This window comes from Arthrobacter sp. U41 (assembly GCF_001750145.1).
Lineage (GTDB): Bacteria > Actinomycetota > Actinomycetes > Actinomycetales > Micrococcaceae > Arthrobacter.
Genome location: NZ_CP015732.1, coordinates 1,761,380 through 1,778,333, shown reverse-complemented (window position 1 = coordinate 1,778,333; position 16,954 = coordinate 1,761,380). Strand labels below are relative to the sequence as shown.

17 protein-coding genes and 1 riboswitch are annotated in these 16,954 nt (G+C 67.5%); of the genes, 8 read left to right on the top strand and 9 right to left on the bottom strand.

Going from position 1 to position 16,954, the window contains the following annotated elements; genetic code table 11:
* Window positions 1-81: 81 nt before the first annotated feature.
* The gene (locus ASPU41_RS22610) at window positions 82-558 is read right to left on the bottom strand and encodes a hypothetical protein (RefSeq protein WP_069950522.1); all 477 of its coding nucleotides are present in this window, start codon (window positions 556-558) and stop codon (window positions 82-84) included.
* Between the two features lie 345 nt (window positions 559-903).
* Window positions 904-2,193 carry an adenylosuccinate synthase gene (locus ASPU41_RS08285; protein ID WP_069952569.1) on the bottom strand — a complete coding sequence of 430 codons (1,290 nt, stop codon included), beginning with the start codon at window positions 2,191-2,193 and terminating at the stop codon, window positions 904-906.
* A gap of 296 nt (window positions 2,194-2,489) precedes the next feature.
* A riboswitch (SAM riboswitch) is annotated at window positions 2,490-2,593 on the top strand.
* Window positions 2,594-2,604: 11 nt separating this feature from the next.
* Between ASPU41_RS08285 and ASPU41_RS08280 the strand changes: the two genes are divergently transcribed.
* Window positions 2,605-3,813 carry a cobalamin-independent methionine synthase II family protein gene (locus ASPU41_RS08280; protein ID WP_069950521.1) on the top strand — a complete coding sequence of 403 codons (1,209 nt, stop codon included), beginning with the start codon at window positions 2,605-2,607 and terminating at the stop codon, window positions 3,811-3,813.
* A gap of 155 nt (window positions 3,814-3,968) precedes the next feature.
* Complete coding sequence (locus ASPU41_RS08275; RefSeq protein WP_069950520.1) at window positions 3,969-4,601, top strand: uracil-DNA glycosylase; 633 nt, start codon at window positions 3,969-3,971, stop codon at window positions 4,599-4,601.
* Between the two features lie 148 nt (window positions 4,602-4,749).
* Here ASPU41_RS08275 and ASPU41_RS08270 read toward each other — a convergent pair whose 3' ends face one another.
* The 3 genes from ASPU41_RS08270 to ASPU41_RS08260 form a co-directional block, all read right to left on the bottom strand.
* The gene (locus tag ASPU41_RS08270) at window positions 4,750-5,178 is read right to left on the bottom strand and encodes a DUF3151 domain-containing protein (RefSeq protein WP_069950519.1); all 429 of its coding nucleotides are present in this window, start codon (window positions 5,176-5,178) and stop codon (window positions 4,750-4,752) included.
* Window positions 5,179-5,181: 3 nt separating this feature from the next.
* Window positions 5,182-6,201: a class II fructose-bisphosphate aldolase gene (fbaA, locus tag ASPU41_RS08265; RefSeq protein ID WP_069950518.1), complete on the bottom strand. Its 1,020-nt coding sequence runs from the start codon at window positions 6,199-6,201 to the stop codon at window positions 5,182-5,184.
* A gap of 180 nt (window positions 6,202-6,381) precedes the next feature.
* Complete coding sequence (locus ASPU41_RS08260) at window positions 6,382-7,026, bottom strand: TrmH family RNA methyltransferase (protein ID WP_069952568.1); 645 nt, start codon at window positions 7,024-7,026, stop codon at window positions 6,382-6,384.
* A 130-nt stretch (window positions 7,027-7,156) separates the two neighbouring features.
* Between ASPU41_RS08260 and ASPU41_RS08255 the strand changes: the two genes are divergently transcribed.
* Window positions 7,157-8,011, top strand: a complete 855-nt coding sequence (locus ASPU41_RS08255; protein WP_069950517.1) for an HAD-IIA family hydrolase — start codon at window positions 7,157-7,159, stop codon at window positions 8,009-8,011.
* A gap of 9 nt (window positions 8,012-8,020) precedes the next feature.
* Here ASPU41_RS08255 and ASPU41_RS08250 read toward each other — a convergent pair whose 3' ends face one another.
* From ASPU41_RS08250 to pyrE, 4 genes are all read right to left on the bottom strand, one after another.
* Window positions 8,021-9,061, bottom strand: a complete 1,041-nt coding sequence (locus ASPU41_RS08250; RefSeq protein WP_442856238.1) for a thioesterase domain-containing protein — start codon at window positions 9,059-9,061, stop codon at window positions 8,021-8,023.
* 83 nt (window positions 9,062-9,144) lie between these two features.
* Entirely contained in the window at window positions 9,145-9,735 is a 591-nt protein-coding gene (locus ASPU41_RS08245; RefSeq protein ID WP_197515798.1) for a hypothetical protein, read from the bottom strand.
* Between the two features lie 108 nt (window positions 9,736-9,843).
* Complete coding sequence (locus tag ASPU41_RS08240) at window positions 9,844-10,617, bottom strand: GAF and ANTAR domain-containing protein (RefSeq protein ID WP_069950514.1); 774 nt, start codon at window positions 10,615-10,617, stop codon at window positions 9,844-9,846.
* A 92-nt stretch (window positions 10,618-10,709) separates the two neighbouring features.
* Window positions 10,710-11,294, bottom strand: coding sequence for an orotate phosphoribosyltransferase (gene pyrE / locus ASPU41_RS08235; RefSeq protein WP_069950513.1), 585 nt, complete (start codon window positions 11,292-11,294; stop codon window positions 10,710-10,712).
* Between the two features lie 143 nt (window positions 11,295-11,437).
* Between pyrE and acsA the strand changes: the two genes are divergently transcribed.
* The 5 genes from acsA to ASPU41_RS08210 are packed head-to-tail and all read left to right on the top strand — an operon-like array spanning window position 11,438 to window position 16,948.
* The gene (acsA, locus tag ASPU41_RS08230; protein ID WP_069950512.1) at window positions 11,438-13,285 is read left to right on the top strand and encodes an acetate--CoA ligase; all 1,848 of its coding nucleotides are present in this window, start codon (window positions 11,438-11,440) and stop codon (window positions 13,283-13,285) included.
* A complete protein-coding gene (pdhA, locus tag ASPU41_RS08225; RefSeq protein ID WP_231941217.1) occupies window positions 13,282-14,319 on the top strand; it encodes a pyruvate dehydrogenase (acetyl-transferring) E1 component subunit alpha in 1,038 nt (345 codons plus the stop codon). Before acsA ends, pdhA begins: the two co-directional genes overlap by 4 nt.
* Entirely contained in the window at window positions 14,316-15,296 is a 981-nt protein-coding gene (locus ASPU41_RS08220; RefSeq protein WP_069950511.1) for an alpha-ketoacid dehydrogenase subunit beta, read from the top strand. The genes pdhA and ASPU41_RS08220 overlap by 4 nt, the downstream gene beginning before the upstream one ends.
* Window positions 15,297-15,303: 7 nt before the next feature.
* Entirely contained in the window at window positions 15,304-16,692 is a 1,389-nt protein-coding gene (locus tag ASPU41_RS08215) for a dihydrolipoamide acetyltransferase family protein (RefSeq protein ID WP_231941215.1), read from the top strand.
* 13 nt (window positions 16,693-16,705) lie between these two features.
* On the top strand, window positions 16,706-16,948 hold the full coding sequence (locus ASPU41_RS08210; RefSeq protein ID WP_069950509.1) for an acyl carrier protein: 243 nt from the start codon (window positions 16,706-16,708) through the stop codon (window positions 16,946-16,948).
* The last annotated feature ends 6 nt before the right edge of the window (window positions 16,949-16,954 follow it).

Sequence of the window (16,954 nt, the reverse complement as noted above, 5' to 3'; positions counted from 1 at the left end):
GTCCTTCCGGTTACTGCTGGGGTGCGGCCCTGGCAAGTCTAGCGGCCGCACCCCGGGTGCCTCCAAGGAGGCGGTTGATGCCTACTTGTTGAGCTCAGGCAGCTCGTCCGACGGCAGGGCCGGGATGGCCGGCACGGCCGGGGTGGCCGGCTCGCCCTTGGCACCCGGTACTGCCGGGACGGCGACGGTCACGTCGGCGTGGGCCATGGCCTCGGCAGCGCCCTTGGCGTTGGCGGCACCATCGGCGGAGACGCCGTCCTGATCAGCTTCGAGGGAGCCCTCGGCGGACCCTTCGGTGCCCTCAACGCTGGCGTCGCCCTCGGCGGAGCCGTCAACGGACGGAGCAGCCGGAACGGCGGGGACGGCCGGAACGGCCGGCTCGGCGGGAAGCTCGGGGGTCGCCGGAACCGCAGGGGTTGCCGGGACGGCGGGGGTTACTTCAGCCTGCTGGGTGTTCGAAACCTGGGCCGCGTTGGCCAGGCCGATGCCAGAGAATCCTCCGACGGCGAGAATCGCGGCGCTGACGGCAATCTTGGTGGTCGTGCTAACACTCTTCATAGGTAAGGTACATCCTTTGTTTTTGTGTGAAGGCCGGCTGAGGCCCTGTCGGGGCTGTCACCAGCCCGCGCTTTCGGTGGAAGGCTGGTCGGCGCCGCATGGGGGGCGCGGCGCCGGCCTGCACTTGCAGTGGAAGGCCGGCCGGGTTCTGGTGGGGGTCCATCCTCCGGCGGCGCTTACAAAGGAGTAATCGCTGGGGTGCCCCGAAAGGTTACGCATCGGGCGGAAGTTTCTTTTCCCCGGCTGGTCCGGCTCTGCGCGGGGGCCGAAACAGCCCATAACGAGAACGGCGGCGGGCCACCTTTGCAGGTGACCCGCCGCCGTCGTGCGTCAGCAGTTGGTGGTTCAGTCGTTGATCAGGTCGTTGATCACGATCGTCTGGTCGCGGTCCGGGCCGACGCCGATCGCCGAGAAGCGCGTGCCGGAGAGCTTCTCAAGTGCCAGCACGTAGTTCTTGGCGTTCTCCGGAAGGTCGTCCAGGGTGCGGGCGCCGGTGATGTCCTCGGTCCAGCCTTCGAAGTACTCGAAGATGGGCTTGGCGTGGTGGAATTCGGTCTGGGTCATCGGCATTTCGTCGTGCCGGACGCCGTCGACGTCATAGGCCACGCAGACCGGGATCTGCTCGATGCCCGTGAGCACGTCCAGCTTGGTGACGAAGTAGTCCGTGAAGCCGTTGACGCGGGAGGCGTGCCGCGCCAGCACGGCGTCGTACCAGCCGCAGCGGCGGGGCCGGCCGGTGTTGACGCCGAACTCGCCGCCGGTCTTCTGCAGGTACATACCCATGTCGTCGAACAGTTCCGTGGGGAAAGGACCTGCGCCCACGCGGGTGGTGTACGCCTTGATGATGCCGATGGAGCGCGAGATGCGGGTGGGGCCGATGCCCGAGCCCACGGAGGCGCCGCCGGCGGTCGGGTTCGAGGAGGTCACGAAGGGGTAGGTGCCGTGGTCGACGTCCAGGAACGTGGCCTGGCCGCCCTCCATGAGGACCACCTTGCCCTCGTCCAGCGCGGTGTTCAGGACATAGGTGCTGTCGATGACCAGCGGGCGGAGGCGCTCGGCGAAGGACAGGAAGTACTCCACGATCTCATCCACCTCGATGTCGCGGCGGTTGTAGACCTTGACCAGGAGTTCGTTCTTCTGGCGCAGCGAGCCTTCGACCTTCTGGCGCAGGATGGAGGCGTCAAAGACGTCCTGGACGCGGATGCCGAGGCGGGCCACCTTGTCCATGTAGGCCGGGCCGATGCCGCGTCCGGTGGTGCCGATGGCGCGGCTGCCGAGGAACCGCTCGGTGACCTTGTCCAGGACCTGGTGGTAGGGCGCCACGAGGTGGGCGTTGGCGGAGACCCGCAGCTTGGAGGTGTCCGCGCCGCGCGCTTCCAGGCCGTCGATCTCCTGGAACAGCGCCTCGAGGTTCACCACGCAGCCGTTGCCGATAATCGGAACCGCGTTGGGGCTCAGGATGCCGGCCGGAAGGAGCTTGAGCTCATACTTCTCACCGCCTACGACGACGGTGTGCCCGGCATTGTTGCCGCCGTTGGGCTTGACGACGTAGTCGACGCGGCCACCAAGCAGGTCAGTGGCTTTACCTTTGCCTTCGTCGCCCCATTGGGCTCCGACGATCACGATTGCTGGCATGGGATCCTCCCCCATTCGTTCGGGCCGAATTCCGTGTGGTTCACCAGGGTGTTCACCGGAGCTCAGCGCCGTTCATGAGAATGCCCCGAATCTACCGCTGTGCTCTTACCATCAACGCCAGAGTCCGGGGCTCTTACCACCCAAGTTTAGCCGATAGCGGTGGCGGCGACTCATTTGACCATCCAATGGACTTCCCGGTGGACTTCCCGCAGGCTGCGCCGGCGACCGGTGTCCAGCCTGCGGGAACATCGGCGTCAGGGCTTGCGCGGGGTCTCTTGGTGGAATTAAGTAAGAGTTGACCATCCCGAGCGGCCGAGGGACCTGAACCGTTGACGCCGCAGCAACCCTGCCGGACACTGCCCTGTGACGGCAAAGGTGCTACCGCCAGGACCGATGGAAAGGAAGCACCCCATGCTCCAGAACACCGACCATATCCGCGCCACCCACGCCGGTTCGCTGCCCCGCACCCCCGAGCTCATCGCCGCGAACGAGGCCAAGGAAGCGGACGGCATCACCCCCGAGTTCCTGGACCTGCTGGAAACCTCCGTGGTGGAGATCGTGCAGCGCCAGAAAGACCTCGGCATCGAGATCGCCAACGACGGCGAATACGGGCACACCATGTCCAGCTCGGTGGACTACGGAGCCTGGTGGAACTACTCGTTCAGCCGGCTCGGCGGGCTCGTGCCCACGGACGTGGACCGCTGGGCGGACGCCGCGGTGCACCGCTCAAGCCCCGGGAACATCGTGCTGACCTCCTTCCCGGACCGGCGCGACCGGCAGAAGTTCAACGATGCCTACAACGATCCGTCCTCCGGGATCCTGGCGCACCGCAAGAGCGTCACGCAGCCGAAGATCGCGGGCCCGCTGCACTACACCGGTCAGGCGCTCGTCGGCTCGGACATCGCCAACCTCAAGACCGGGATGGCCGCCGCCGGGCTGTCCGAGGGCTTCGTGGCCTCCCTGTCCCCCGGCTCCTGCGCCCGCGTCGCCAACGAGTACTACAAGACGGACGAGGAGCTCCTCTACGCCTGCGCCGACGCCATGCGCGAGGAATACAAGGCCATCATCGACGCCGGGCTCACGGTCCAGCTCGACGACCCCTCGCTGGCCGAAAGCTGGGACCAGATCAACCCGGAACCGAGCCTGGCCGACTACCTCAAGTTCATCCAGCTCAGGGTCGAGGCCACAAACTGGGCCCTGCGCGACCTCCCCCAGGAACAGATCCGGCTGCACGTCTGCTGGGGCTCCTGGCACGGCCCGCACACCACGGACATCCCCTTCGCGGACATCATCGACTCCGTCCTGCAGGTCAACGCGGGCGGCTACTCGTTCGAGGCCGCCAACGTCCGCCACGAGCATGAATGGCGCGTCTGGGAGGACACTAAGCTCCCGGACGGAAAAGTCATCATCCCCGGCGTCGTCTCCCACGCCACCAACGTCGTCGAGCACCCGGACCTGGTCGCTGACCGGATCGTACGCTTCGCCCAATTGGTGGGCCGGGAAAATGTGATTGCCTCCACAGACTGCGGTCTCGGCGGCCGGGTGCACCCCCAAATCGCCTTTGCCAAGCTGGAATCCCTGGGTGAAGGCGCCCGCCGCGCCACCGCGCGGCTCTGGTAGGAGGCCTCCGGCCGACCCGGCATTTCGCAGGGCTTGATAGACTAATAAGGATCGACCAGGAATCGGTCCACACCACATTTTCAAACCACACCGTATTCGGCGTGCCCCCGGACGGTCTGGCAGCTTCACCAATCCCGCAGGAGACTCAGCAATATATGACAGCCTTGGCCACTGAAAATTCCCGCGAACAGCTTCTGAGCCGCCGCTACGAACCTAGCGTCGCGGCCGTCAACGAGTTGTGCGACACGCTGCAGGCAACCAAAGCTGGCATGAATGTCCCGTATGTGGATCCGATGCACGACGTGGACGAGTGCCGCATCATCAGCCTCTTCTCCAACATCGGAACCGAGGACGAGTCGGGTTTCATCACTGCCGGTGACGAGGAAGCCGCCACCCGCCTGCTCGGCGTCCAGTGGAAGCTGGGCCTGCGCCCCGAGTACGTAATGCCGTGGAACGTTCACCCCTGGTACGTCCCGGGCGAGCCCAACGGCAAGTTCACGCCGGACCAGATTTCCGCCGGCCTGAAGCCGCTGCTGAAGTTCCTCGCCGTGGTGCCCCGCGCCTCCGTGATTGTGGCCCACGGCACCGAGGCCAACCGCCTCGCCAACCTGCTCCTGAAGACCGAGGTGCCCATGATCTGGCGCCGCGGCCTCAAGACCTACAAGGTCCGCTCGCTCAGCGGCCGCGCCTTCGCCGGCACGCCTGCCCGCCAGGAGCAGTACCTCGACGAAATGGGCACCGTTTACGCGGACGCCATGGCCCGCACCGGCCTCGCCAAGACCAGCTAGTTCCGCCACCGTTACACGACGGCGGACGCCCACCTTCCGGTGGACGTCCGCCGTCGCCGTTTAAACCCAACGCGGGGTCACTTCCGGCCCGTCCCAAGGGTTGGAATGGGCCGGAAGTGACCCCGCGTTGCATGTTGGTGGTGGCTGGTTAGCGCTTCTCGGCTTCGATGGCTGCCTTGGCGGTGGGATCGGAGTCATGAAGGAACTTCTCGATCCGCTCCGGCTCCGCAGCCTCGACGATCGCCGCGGAGGCGCGGCCCAGTGAATACAGGGCACGCAGGAAGCCGCGGTTGGGTTCGTGCTCCCACGGGATGGGCCCGACGCCCCGCCAGCCGTTGCGGCGCAGCGAATCCAGGCCGCGGTGATAGCCGACGCGGGAGTAAGCGTAGGAGTCGATGGTCCGGCCTTCCTTCCACGCTTCCTCGGCCAGAACGGCCCAGAGCAGCGAGGAAGTCGGGTGGCTTTCCACCAGGTCCAGGGCTTCCTGGCCCGCATCCAGCGCCGCGTAGACCTCGGTCTCGGCGGGCAGGAGCGTGGGCTCAGGACCCATCAGGTTCTTGCGGAATTCGTCCGACATGCCTTAGAACGTCTTGCCGGTCGAGCCGAGCTGCTGGGCAGCCTCGACGACGCGTGCCGCGAGGCCCGCTTCGGCGGAGGCGCCCCAGACCCGGGGATCGTACAGCTTCTTGTTCCCGACCTCGCCATCGACCTTCAGGACGCCGTCGTAGTTGCGGAACATGTGGTCCGCGACGGGGCGGGTGTACGCGTACTGGGTGTCGGTGTCGATGTTCATTTTGATCACGCCGTAGGAGACGGCGTCGGCGATCTCCTTTTCGGAGGAGCCCGAACCGCCGTGGAAGACCAGGTCGAACGGGTTGGCCTTGCCGATCTTGGCACCGACCTGCTCCTGGATGTCCTTGAGAATCTCCGGGCGCAGCTTGACGCCGCCGGGCTTGTAGACGCCGTGCACGTTGCCGAAGGTCAGCGCCGTGATGTAGCGGCCGTTCTCACCCGAGCCGAGAGCCTCGATGGTGGCCAGGGCGTCCTCAACGGTCGTGTACAGCTTGTCGTTGATGGCGTTCTCGACGCCGTCTTCCTCGCCGCCGACGGTGCCGATCTCGACCTCGAGGATCATCTTCGCGGCAGCGGTGCGCTCCAGCAGTTCCCGGGCGATGCGGAGGTTCTCCGGGAGCGTCTCGGCCGAGCCGTCCCACATGTGGGAGCTGAAGAGCGGGTTGCGGCCGGCCTTGACCTCGGCTTCGGAGGCTGCCAGCAGCGGCAGCACGAAGCCCTCGAGCTTGTCCTTGGGGCAGTGGTCGGTGTGCAGGGCGATGTTGACGCCGTAGTTCTTGGCGACTTCGCGGGCAAACGCGGCGAAGCCGAGCGAGCCGGCAACCATGTCCTTGGTGGAGGCTCCGGACCAGTACGCGGCGCCGCCGGTGGAGACCTGGACGATGCCGTCGGACTCGGCCTCGGCGAAGCCGCGGAGGGCTGCGTTAAGGGTCTGGGAGGAGGTGACGTTGACGGCCGGGAATGCGAAGCCGCCCGTCTTAGCGCGGTCGATCATCTCGGAGTAGATCTCTGGGGTTGCAATGGGCATGCTGACTCCTAAAGTGAATTTCGTCTGCGGGCTGGGTTGACCCTGGAGTGAACCTCGTCGGCTAGGAACCATCCTAGCCATTCCTGCGCCGGGCAGTGTCTCCGGTCACTCGGGACCTGTAATACTCGCGCCGGCATCGCCGCCTCGGATGCGCGGCGGAGGCGCGGCGCCGCGGCTGACCTACCCCGGGAGCTGGTTGAAGACGTGGCGGCGGATCCAGGCGTGCATCGCGATGGCTGCGGCCGAGGCGGCGTTGATCGAGCGGGTGGAACCGAACTGCTCGATCGACAAGGTGTCCACTGCCGCTTCGTGGACCTCGGGGGACAGTCCCGGGCCTTCCTGGCCGAACACCAGCACACAGTTTTTGGGCAGTTCGTAGGTCTCCAGCGGGACGGAGTCCGGGAAGATGTCGATGCCGATGATCGCCAGGCCCTCCCCCTGCGCCCAGCTGACGAAGTCCGCGACGGTCGGGTGGTGGCGGATGTGCTGGTACCGGTCGGTGACCATGGCCCCGCGGCGGTTCCACCGGCGTCGTCCGATGATGTGCACTTCCTTGGCCAGGAAGGCGTTGGCGCTGCGCACCACGGTGCCGATGTTCATGTCGTGCTGCCAGTTTTCGATCGCGATATGGAAATTGTGGCGCCTCGAGTCCAGGTCCGCCACGATCGCCTCGTGTTTCCAGTAGCGGTACTTGTCCAGCACGTTGCGGCGGTCCCCGTCCGCCAGAAGGTCCGGGTCCCAGTGGTCATCCTCCGGCAGTTCGCCTTCCCAGGGCCCGACGCCGACCTCCGCCTTGGGCTCTGCCTCGGCCGCGGTCCCGTCCACTGCCCCGGCGGCCTCCCCGCCCTCTGTCGCGGTCAAGGCGCCGGAAGGGGTTTCGCTGGGTATCTCGGGTTCAGTCACGCCTCAACATTAGACTGGGACTGGCATCGGCACATTATCGGCGGAGGACACCATGGCGGAGCAGCAGTCAGAGCACAGGGACAACCCGGACCAGGTGCGTTCATCAAAATCGGTGTACCGCAGCGGCCAGGAGATCGAGTGCTGGCTGACCGACATGGACGGGGTCCTGGTCCACGAAAACCAGCCCATCCCGGGCGCCGCTGAACTCATCCAGCGCTGGGTGGACACCTCCAAGCGCTTCCTCGTCCTGACCAACAACTCCATCTTCACTCCCCGGGACCTCGCCGCACGGCTGAAGAGCTCGGGGCTGGAAATCCCCGAGGAGAACATCTGGACCTCGGCCCTGGCCACCGCCCAGTTCCTCAAGGACCAGGTCCACGGCTCGGATTCGGGCAACCGCGCCTACACGATCGGCGAGGCGGGCCTTACGACGGCGCTGCACGAGGCCGGTTTTATCCTCACCGACCAGGACCCGGACTTCGTGGTGCTCGGCGAAACCCGAACCTACTCCTTTGAAGCCATCACAATGGCCATCCGGCTGATTCTGGGCGGCGCGCGGTTCATCGCGACCAACCCGGACGCCACCGGCCCGTCCAAGGACGGCCCGATGCCTGCCACCGGGGCTATCGCGGCGCTCATCACCAAGGCGACCGGCCGGGAGCCGTACATTGTGGGCAAGCCGAACCCGATGATGTTCCGCTCGGCCATGAACCAGATCGACGCGCATTCGGAAACCACCGCCATGATCGGTGACCGGATGGACACCGACATCATCGCCGGCATGGAGGCGGGGCTGCACACGGTGCTGGTGCTCAGCGGCATCACCCACAAGGACGACATCGCCGCGTACCCGTTCCGGCCCGACCAGATCCTGAACTCCGTCGCGGACCTGAAGAACCAGATCTAGGACTCGGCGCTAGAAGGCGATCTTCTTGCCTCCGCCGGAGGGCAGCGGGAAAAGTTCGTCCTGCAGTTCCTCGATGACCGGCCGGTAGATGAACGGGCTCCAGCCCGGGCTGGCGTGCGCCGGCCGGGCGCCGTCGGTCCGCAGTGAGCCGGAGGCCATGTTGTCCTTGAAGGTCAAGGCCCAGGAGTCCCGGGCGCTCTCGTAGTCCACGGTCCGGTCGCGGGGGTTGCCGATAAAGGCCATCCGCGTCCCGCCGAGCTTTCCCGCGAAGCGGCTTGCGTCGAAGTGGTAGATGAAGGCGGACTCGGACTGGACGAGCACGCTGGAGGGCGCGATCGGCGAGAGCTGTTCCAGCGTCTGGTCCAGGACCTGTCCCCAGCTGCGCTCGTCCTTGTGCAGCATCCGCTCGCCCAGTTCGTAGCCGCCGCGCAGCACCGAGGGGACCCGGAAGCCGCTCTCGTAGAGGATCACCACTCCCTCGAACCAGCTCTGGTCCAGCACGTCGTACTTGCTGTACGGGCTGGAATCCAGCAGGATAAAGGCCACCTCAATGCCGTGGAGCTCCCGGAGCCGGGCCGCGACCTGGGTCGCCACCATGCCGCCGAAGCTGTGGCCGTAGAAATAGAACGTGTTCAGTTGATGGGCCCGCGCGTGCTCGACCACCGCGATCACGATCTCATCGATGTCGATGCCCACATTGGAGTACCCGACGGCGGCGAGCTGGCCGCGCTTGTTCAGCGCACCGCGAAGCGCGTTCAGGATCCACAGGGCCTCCTCCCAGCTGGTCTTATAGCCGGGAAAGAGGAACCAGCTGGCGTTGGGGAAGTACTTCTCGGCCGTCTCGTCCGGCACCGGGAGGATCCTGTGGACGCGGCGTTCGGCCTGCACGCGCCGGGTGAACAGCATGTCGGCCGCCAGCACAGAGGCGGCACCCGTCCCGGCCAGGAAACCCCGGCGGGAGAATCTCTTCAGTTCCGCGGCATGACGGAGAACGCGGGCGTCGGCATCGCCGGCCCCGCCCATATCCTCAACTTCCGGCTCACGCGGCACGTCTCTACCGTAGCCACCGGGGAACGCGGATAAAAAACGACGCCGGATAACAGCTCAGCCACGTTTCTGGCGGCTGGCTGTGCCTAGGCCGGTTCCGGCTCCCGGCCCCGTTCCGGGCCGCTGGTTTCGAGGCCGGTTTCGCGCGGGACGGTTCCGATGCCGGCTTCGCGGCGGCTGATCTCCAGGCCAATTTCCTCGTAGGTCGCGAGGAGTTGCGAGCGGGCCATGTCGGCCGGGTTGTCCAGCAGCCCGAACACGGAGTCACTGGCGGCCAGCAGCTCGTCGTCGGAGAAGACATTCAGCGGACGGGTCCCTGAGGTGTCAATCGACGCGGTGAAATCTGCCGACAGATCGAGGGCCGGCAGCCCGGCGGTGGCTTCCCCAGAGGGGTTCAGCTCAAGGGAGACACCGGCCGAGCTGGGCAGGGCGCCGGCCGTGTCGACCAGTGCCGCGGCGCCGTCAATTGCGTTGAGATCGTTGCGCAGCCCTGCGAGGGCCGCGGATTCCACGAAGGCCGCGCGGCCGAGGTGAACCCGGATGTGTGAGGTGATGCCCATCCGGCGGACGCGCTGGAGCAACTGCATCAGGCTTGGTCGGGAGTGCTGCGTGAGACTTCCCCGGACATCGATCCGGACGACATCCAGGGCGATGTCGAGTTTGACTTGTGCGTTCAACGACTGGTCCATAGGTACTCCAAAAAAGGGTGTCTATGGCCGACGGCTCAACCTCGTCAAGGGTATCGGCCCCCGGACTCTGCGCACAAGTCATAATGCGCTACCAGTTCAGCCGGCTTCTTTCCGGCCGGGCTCCTCGAAATGGGTGCGGGACGCGGTGCCGCCGACGGACTTGACCAGCGAGGTGGCGATCTCACGCAGCTTGACGTTGCCGTTGCTGGACGCGTCGGTAAGGATCCTGACCGCCGTCTCCTGGTTGCAGCGGTTCTGTGCCATGACAATCCCGATGGCCATGTCAATCACGGTGCGGGATTCGAGCGTCGCCCGCAGATTGGAGGCACTGTCCGTGTGCAGCGAGAAGCGCACGGCCAGCCGCAGTGCCTGGGAGATCTCGCGGGTGTAGCCGCGCGCCCGAGCGGCCACATCGCCGTCGAACTTGTGCGGCACATCTGAATACAGGTTCAGGGCCGCGTGCGCCTCGCCCTGCAGATGGAACGGCACGGAGAGCACGGAGCGAAGACCGTGTGAGGCGACCGCGCTGGCATAGTCCGGTCCCCAGCGGTCCTCATCGAACAGGTCCGGGACGTAGACTTCGCGTTCCTCCTGCGCCGCCGTCAGGCAAGGGCCCTGCGAGAGCCGGTACTGGATCTCGTCCACTTCGCGGGCGGAGTCACTGCTCCAGCCGATGGTCGCGGCCTTGCGGTCGCGCAGCAGGGTGATGCCGCACAGGGCGTCGTCGCCGGCACCTGCCACCTGGTGGGCGGAGAACCGGGCGAGTTCGTTGAGGAAGTCCTCGAAGTCGGCGCTGTCCAGGATGAGGTTCTGGATCCGGTCGACTGTGCTGAGGGGTTCAGTTCCGAGGATTTCTTCGGGAAGGAGCATGGCGCGTGGTCTCCGGGGGTCTGGTGGATACTTGAAAATGATAAGTCACGGCCAATCCACCGTCCACACGCGTCCGCCGGGGGACGAAGCGCCTAGCTGAGGCCGAGTTCGTCCTTGCCGAACGCGAAGAGGTAAGGAACACCGGTCTCTGCCTCGATTTTTTCCTTGGCTCCGGTGTCGCGGTCCACAATCACGGCGACGGCGACAACGTTGCCTCCGGCCCGGCGGACCCCTTCGACGGCGGTCAGCGCGGAGCCGCCGGTCGTGGACGTGTCTTCCAGCACCAGCACCTTGCGGCCCTCGACGGAGGGGCCTTCCACCTGGCGGCCCATGCCGTAGGACTTCTGCGCCTTGCGGACCACGAAGGCGTCGACGGTGCGTCCGGCGTCGACGGCGGTGTGCATCACTGCGGTGGCCACCGGGTCGGCACCCATGGTGAGGCCGCCCGCGCACTCAAAATCGATCCCGGCGTCGTCCAGCAGCGAGAGCATGACCTGGCCGACGAGTTTGGAAGCCTCATGGTGCAGCGTGATCCGGCGCAGGTCGATGTAGTAGTCGGCCTCGGCGCCGCTGGAGAGGATGACCTTGCCGCGAACGACGGCCAGCTCCTTGATCAGTTCGAGCAGGCGGGCACGGGCGGCAGCGGCGTCAGCTGGAGGGGCACTGTTGGCAGTCATGGGACCCAGTTTAGTGGCTGGGCGGTTCCGGACTTCCCGCCGTCCCCTTAGATGTCGGGCACGCTCGCGAAGGCCCCCGGAGCGCACGCGCCGGGGGCCTTTATCCTCTAGCCACCTTCGCCGGGCGGGAGTCCGATGGAACCATGACGGCAGGAACGGAACCCTCGACCCGCTGGCCCACCATCCCCAAAGACGTCGGCAGCTTCCGGGTCCGGCCGAACCTGGTGGACTACGACGCGGCGTGTGCCGCGTTTTCGTGGGACGACGCCCGCCACGAACTGTCCGGGCTGCCGGGGGGCCGTGGCGTCAACATCGCCTACGAGGCCGTGGACCGGCACGCCGCCGGGGGGCACGCCGGTCACGAGGCGCTGCGGTTCATCCGTGCCGACGGCAGCAGCCACTCGCTGACCTTCGCCGAACTCGCCGAGCAAACCAACCGCTTCGCCGCAGTGCTGCGCAGCCTCGGCATCGGGCGCGGTGAGCGTGTGTTCTCGCTCACCGGCCGCGGCCCGGCGCTCTACATCGCGGTGCTCGGCACCCTCAAGAACGCCAGTGTCTTCTGCCCGCTGTTCTCCGCCTTCGGCCCGGAGCCGGTCCGCCAGCGGCTGCAGCTGGGTTCCGGCCGCGCCCTGGTCACCACCCGGGCTCTCTACCGCAAGAAGATTGCCCGGCTCCGCGACGCACTCCCGGAGCTCCAGCACATCCTGCTGACCGACGCCGACGGCCACCCCGAGCCGGGGACCCTGGACCTGGCCGCTTTGATGTCCGCTGCGCCCGCCGACGGCGAAATCGCCGCGACGCAGGCCGAGGACATGGCCCTGCTGCATTTCACGTCCGGCACCACCGGAACCCCGAAGGGCGCCATCCACGTGCACGACGCCGTCACCGCCCATCACGCGACCGGCACCTCCGCGCTGGACCTGCACCCGGAGGATGTCTACTGGTGCACGGCGGACCCCGGCTGGGTCACCGGAACCTCGTACGGCGTCATCGCGCCGTTGACCCACGGGGTGACGACGATCGTGGACGAGGAGGAGATGGACACGGACCGCTGGTACCGGATCCTCGCCGAACAGCGCGTCACCGTCTGGTACACCGCCCCCACGGCACTGCGGATGCTGATGAAGGCCGGGGCGGACCGCGCCCGGGGCCATGACCTGTCAGCCCTGCGCTTCGTCGCCAGCGTCGGGGAGCCGCTCAACCCGGAGGTCGTCGTCTGGGGCCAGCAGGCATTCGGCCGGCCGGTGCATGACAACTGGTGGCAGACCGAAACCGGCGGCATCATGATCTCCAACTATGCGGCCACCGAGATCCGGCCCGGCTCGATGGGCCGGCCGCTGCCCGGCGTCGAGGCGGGCATCGTGGCCCGGGATGCCCAGGACAAGCCGATCGTCCGCGACGGCGAGGCGGTCCTCGTGACCGAGCCGGACACCGTGGGCGAGCTGGCCCTGCGGCCGGGCTGGCCCTCCATGTTCCGCGGCTACCTGCACGAGGAGGAGCGCTACCGCCGCTGCTTCGTGGGCGGCTGGTACCTCACCGGCGACCTCGCCAGGCGCGACGGCGACGGGTACTACTGGTTCGTCGGACGCGGCGATGACGTGATCAAGTCTTCGGGACACCTGATCGGTCCCTTCGAGGTGGAGAGCTCCCTGATGGAACACGAGGCCGTGGCCGAAGCCGGGGTGATCGGGATCCCCGATCCCGTGGCCGGCGAGGTGGTCAAGGCCTTTGTGGAACTGCGTCCGGGCTGGGAACCGTCCGAGGAGCTGGAGCTGGACATCATCGGTTTCGCACGCAAGAGGCTCGGCCCGGCGGTGGCGCCCCGGCTGCTGGACTTCACCACGGCCCTGCCCCGGACCCGCAGCGGCAAGATCCTCCGGCGGCTGCTGAAGGCCCGCGAACTCGGCCTGCCGGAGGGCGACACCTCCACCATCGAGACCCCTCCGGGTGCGCCGGAACCGGACGGTCCCCCGCCGGAGGCACGGCCGTGACCGGGCCGCTGGACCCTCCGGCCCGCACCCTGGACCCTGCCCACGGCCGCCACCTGCTCTCGCAGATGCTGCGGGTGCGCCGGCTGGAGGAAAAGTGCGTCGAGCTCTACAGCGCCGCCAAGATCCGCGGCTTCCTGCACGTCTACATCGGCGAGGAAGCGGTCGCGGCCGGTGTCCTGGAAACGCTGGCTCCGGAGGACGCCGTCCTCGCCACCTACCGGGAACACGGCCATGCCCTGCTCCGCGGGGTTTCCGCCGGGTCGATTCTGGCCGAGATGTACGGCCACGTCGAGGGCTGCTGCAGAGGCCGGGGCGGGTCCATGCATCTGTTCGACGCCGCCACACGCTTCTTCGGGGGCAACGCGATCGTTGCCGGCGGCCTGCCGCTCGCCGTCGGAATGGCGCTCGCGGACAAGATGTCCGGCCGCTCCCGCGTCACGGTGTGCTTCTTCGGCGAGGGTGCCGTCGCGGAAGGTGAATTCCACGAGAGCCTCAATCTCGCCGCCCTCTGGCAGTTGCCCGTGCTGTTCTGCTGCGAGAACAACCTTTACGCCATGGGGACCGCGCTGGGCCGCTCGGAATCCCAGACGGACATCGCGCTCAAGGCCGCCGGTTACGAGATCGCGGCGTGGGCCGTGGACGGCATGGACGTCCTCGCCGTCGAAGATGCCGCCCGCCATGCCGTCGAGGCAGTCCGCGCCGGGGGCGGACCGCATTTCCTGGAACTGCGCACCTACCGTTTCCGGGCCCACTCGATGTTCGACCCGGAGCGGTACCGTGACAAAGCCGAAGTCGCCCGCTGGCTCGAACGCGACCCCATCAACCTGCTGCGCGCCACGATGGAGGCCGCCGGCCAGCTCACCGCCGAGGAATGGGAACAACTGCAGTCCGACGCCGACGCCGAGGTTGCCGCCGCCGTTGACTTCGCCGAAGCGGGGACGCTCGAACCAGTGGAGGACCTCACCCGCTTCGTCTATAGCGAGCGCGCCGGGGACAACGGACCAGGCACTGACAACGGGCGGAGCGGGCGATGAAATCCAGCTACCGCGAGGCGCTCCGTGCTGGAATCCGCGACGCAATGCTCCGCGACGAACGTGTCTTTCTGATGGGCGAAGACGTCGGGTCCTACGGCGGATCCTTCGCCGTGAGCCTGGGGCTGCTGGAGGAGTTCGGCCCGGAACGCATCCGCGACACCCCGCTCTCGGAGTCCGGTTTCGTTGGCGCCGGCATCGGGGCGGCCCTGGCCGGGATGCGCCCCATCGTGGAGATTATGACGGTCAATTTCAGCCTGCTGGCCCTGGACCAGATCGTCAACAACGCGGCGAGCCTGCTGCACATGTCCGGCGGGCAATTCAATGTTCCGATCGTGATCCGGATGACCACGGGCGCCGGCCGCCAGCTCGGCGCCCAGCACTCGCACAGTCTGGAGGGCTGGTACGCCCACATCCCCGGCCTGCGCATCCTCGCCCCCGCCACCCTGGCCGACGCCCGAGGCATGCTGTGGACCGCGCTGGAGGACCCCGATCCGGTGCTGATCTTCGAGCACGGCTCGCTCTACAACGTGACCGGTGAGCTCGACGATGATGCCGGCCCGGTGGACATCGACACCGCCGCGATCCGGCGGCCAGGCGCGGACATCACACTGATCACCTACGGCGGAACGCTCCCCGCGGTGCTCGACGCCGCCGCCCAGCTCGCGGACGAGGGAATCGATGCCGAAGTGCTGGACCTGCGCACCCTCCGCCCCCTCGACGAGACCGCCGTCCTCGCCTCCGTCCGTAAGACCCACCGCGCCGTCGTCGTGGACGAGGGGTGGCGCAGCGGAAGCATCTCCGCCGAAATCAGTGCCCGGATCACCGAAAACGCGTTCTATGACCTGGACGCCCCGGTGGGCCGGGTCTGCAGCGCCGAAGTGCCGATCCCCTACTCCAAGCATCTGGAACTCGCGGCCCTGCCGTCTGTGGACCGGATCATCGCGGCGGCCAGGCAGGCGGTCAGCGCCGGTGAATGACTTCCTGATGCCCTCCCTCGGGGCGGACATGGAACACGGAAAGATCGTCGAATGGCTGGTCAAGCCCGGCGACTATGTCCGCCGCGGCGACCTCGTGGCCGTGGTCGACACCGACAAGACCATCATGGACGTGGAAACTTTCCAGGAAGGCGTGGTCGCCGAACTGCTCGTGGAACTCGGCGAAACGGTGCCGGTCGGGACCCCGCTGGCCCGGATCACCCAGACCCCGGCAGAGGTCGGCGTTCCACGTCATGAGGCGCCCGCGCCCGCGCCCCCGGTCCCGGCTCCCGCCGGGGCGCCCGCCAAGGAAGCTCCTCCGATCGCCCCTCCGGTGCGGCATCTGGCACACCGGCTGGGCGTCGACACCGCCAGGATCCACGGCACCGGCAAGGGCGGCGCCATCACGCGGGCCGATGTGGAGCACGCCGTGGCGGCCACACCGTCCGCCGCTGGACGGGTCCGTTCCTCACCCCGGGCCCGGAGGCTCGCCGCCGAACTCGGCGTCGAACTTTCCGCCGTCACCGGCTCCGGGCCGGAGGGTGCCGTGACCGTGTCGGACGTGCAGCACGCCGCGGACAGCGCGTCCGCAGCTCCCCCGGAGGCTGCGGTTTCCGCGGCCGGCGTCCCGGCAGGAACAGCACCCGAGGCCGGTACCGCCGGGACGGCGCCCCCGCGGGAAGAAACCGAACCGGCGGCAGCGGCCGGGAAACCCGCAGACGCCGGGGAGCGCGTCGCCAGCCTGCGCCGCGCCATCGGCACCCTGATGTCACGCTCGAAGAAGACCATCCCGCACTACTACCTGAGCACCACCCTGGACCTGCGCGCCGCCGTCGAATGGATGCAGTCCGTCAACGCCCAACGTCCGGTGGCCTCCCGGCTGGTACCTTCCGCGCTCCTGCTCAAGGCCGCGGCCCTCGCGGCCAAGGACGTGCCGGAAGTCAACGGCTTTTACGACGACGAGGACGGCTTCCGGCCCAGTCCGTCAGTGCACCTCGGCGTCGCCGTCGCCCTCCGGAAGGGCGGCCTGGTGGCCCCCGCCATCCATGACGCGGACACGCTGTCCGTTGACGTGCTGATGGAACAGCTCCGTGACCTCGTCAGCCGGGCCCGGGCCGGGCGGCTGCAGCGCGCCGAAATGGCGGATCCCACCATCACCGTGACCAACCTCGGGGACCTGGGGGTGGAGAGCGTCTTCGGTGTCATCTATCCCCCGCAGGTCGCGATGGTCGGCTTCGGCCGGGTGATGGAACAACCGTGGGCGCAGAACGGGATGCTCGGCGTCCGGCCCGCCGTGATCGCCACCCTCTCCGCCGACCACCGGGTCAGCGACGGGCTGCGCGGCGGCCGCTACCTGGCACGGATCGACGAGCTGCTGCAAAAGCCGGAGGAATTGTGAAACGGGAGGAACCATGAACGAACAGGATGCCCGGGCCGCGGTGCAGGCCGCGATCGGCAAAGTGGCGCCGGACGTGGACCTGGCCGAAGTGGCCGAGGACGCCCGGCTGCGGCAGGACCTCGAACTTGATTCGCTGGATTTCCTCCGGCTGGTCGAAACGATCGACATGGCCACCGGCGTCGACATCCCGGAACGTGACTACCCCGAGGTGGCCACGGTCAAGGGACTGATCGGCTACCTGGAGGCCCACGGCTGAGGAGGC

Excerpts from the sequence above, each read along its gene's own strand:
- ASPU41_RS08210 (WP_069950509.1), top strand. The coding sequence starts at position 16,706 with ATGAACGAACAGGATGCCCGGGCCGCGGTGCAGGCCGCGATCGGCAAA.
- ASPU41_RS08215 (WP_231941215.1), top strand. The coding sequence starts at position 15,304 with ATGCCCTCCCTCGGGGCGGACATGGAACACGGAAAGATCGTCGAATGG.
- ASPU41_RS08255 (WP_069950517.1), top strand. The coding sequence starts at position 7,157 with ATGGCGGAGCAGCAGTCAGAGCACAGGGACAACCCGGACCAGGTGCGT.
- acsA (WP_069950512.1), top strand. The coding sequence starts at position 11,438 with ATGACGGCAGGAACGGAACCCTCGACCCGCTGGCCCACCATCCCCAAA.
- ASPU41_RS08280 (WP_069950521.1), top strand. The coding sequence starts at position 2,605 with ATGCTCCAGAACACCGACCATATCCGCGCCACCCACGCCGGTTCGCTG.
- ASPU41_RS08285 (WP_069952569.1), bottom strand. The coding sequence starts at position 2,193 with ATGCCAGCAATCGTGATCGTCGGAGCCCAATGGGGCGACGAAGGCAAA.
- ASPU41_RS08240 (WP_069950514.1), bottom strand. The coding sequence starts at position 10,617 with ATGCTCCTTCCCGAAGAAATCCTCGGAACTGAACCCCTCAGCACAGTC.
- fbaA (WP_069950518.1), bottom strand. The coding sequence starts at position 6,201 with ATGCCCATTGCAACCCCAGAGATCTACTCCGAGATGATCGACCGCGCT.
- ASPU41_RS22610 (WP_069950522.1), bottom strand. The coding sequence starts at position 558 with ATGAAGAGTGTTAGCACGACCACCAAGATTGCCGTCAGCGCCGCGATT.
- ASPU41_RS08270 (WP_069950519.1), bottom strand. The coding sequence starts at position 5,178 with ATGTCGGACGAATTCCGCAAGAACCTGATGGGTCCTGAGCCCACGCTC.
- ASPU41_RS08220 (WP_069950511.1), top strand. The coding sequence starts at position 14,316 with ATGAAATCCAGCTACCGCGAGGCGCTCCGTGCTGGAATCCGCGACGCA.
- ASPU41_RS08275 (WP_069950520.1), top strand. The coding sequence starts at position 3,969 with ATGACAGCCTTGGCCACTGAAAATTCCCGCGAACAGCTTCTGAGCCGC.
- pyrE (WP_069950513.1), bottom strand. The coding sequence starts at position 11,294 with ATGACTGCCAACAGTGCCCCTCCAGCTGACGCCGCTGCCGCCCGTGCC.